The 927-nt window shown below is 26.3% G+C and carries 2 protein-coding genes; one reads left to right on the top strand and one right to left on the bottom strand.

The genetic code is table 11. The features are described 5' to 3' along the window. Positions 1–209, top strand: a 209-nt coding sequence (locus HMPREF1552_RS12540; RefSeq protein WP_021744120.1) for a hypothetical protein, incomplete at its 5' end; no start/stop codon positions are given. A gap of 145 nt (positions 210–354) precedes the next feature. Here the strand turns inward: HMPREF1552_RS12540 and tenpIN are convergent. Further along, positions 355–795, bottom strand: coding sequence for a type III toxin-antitoxin system TenpIN family toxin (gene tenpIN, locus HMPREF1552_RS05435; RefSeq protein WP_021744119.1), 441 nt, complete (start codon positions 793–795; stop codon positions 355–357). Positions 796–927: the final 132 nt, after the last annotated feature.

The raw sequence follows: 927 nt of genomic DNA, 5'->3' as shown, positions 1-927 counted from the left end.
TGTGGACTTTTTCAGAAGAGAATAATCAGAAAGACGAGTATACGGTAAGTGATGTTAACACAGCAAAAGTTAAATCAGCTTTAACCAGTGCATTTTTGAGAAGAAATAAGGAGCTTGGATTAGCTGCTGGAACTGAAGAGTATAAAAAGGCATTTGAGAAATATATTCAAGATAATTTTTTTATCAGTCTAAAAAGGGATAATTTCTGAATTTCTTTTCTTATTTGTATTCATAACTTCATCTCCTCATTTTTTATCATTTTCTTGATTTTAAAAAGTGTTGCACATCCAATACAATTTATTTTTTAAATAAGAATGAAAAATAGCTCCTATTCAAGGAGCTATTTTTATTTGTTTATTTAATTCCTAATTCAGCATGAAAATATTGAAGAGAGCTTGAGTTACATAGATTTTTATTCGCTGGAACCGAATTATTTTTAAGTGCTTTTTTATATTTTTCTATATAGTTCGCCATTTTTTGAGTAATACTCCATTTTTGGCTCATAATAATTTGATATTCACGACTACCTATTAATACTCGTTTGTTTGAAATATACTTCTGCCTGTCATTTATCACAACAGCTTTTGAAAAATCAATCCCTTTATTTCCCACAGTTTTTATAGCATATTTATGGCTTATATTACTTCTTAATGGTACGGCAAATGTTAAATTGTTAAGGGTTAGTAAAAAAACAACATATGGTCTGTTTTCCTTGTTTAATATTTCAGAACAACCTTGATAATCAATGTAAAATTGATTTTCTAATAAGTAAAGTTTTATATTATCTTTTTTCATATTCTATTTCCTTTCATTTTTTTTTAGATAATTATACCTCGAAAAAAAACAAAAGTCAAGCAAAAAACACTATTTTTTATCTTAAAAATAGTTAACAAATTTTTATATTTTTTTGATTATCCTGTTCGCTAC

Origin of the sequence: Leptotrichia sp. oral taxon 879 str. F0557, from assembly GCF_000469385.1 — a bacterium.
GTDB lineage: Bacteria > Fusobacteriota > Fusobacteriia > Fusobacteriales > Leptotrichiaceae > Leptotrichia > Leptotrichia mesophila.
Note: the sequence above shows the minus strand (reverse complement) of the source record. Positions and strands in the feature narration are given on the sequence as shown.

Bases quoted from the DNA above. Each gene is read 5' to 3' on its own strand.
- tenpIN (WP_021744119.1), bottom strand. From the start codon at position 795: ATGAAAAAAGATAATATAAAACTTTACTTATTAGAAAATCAATTTTAC.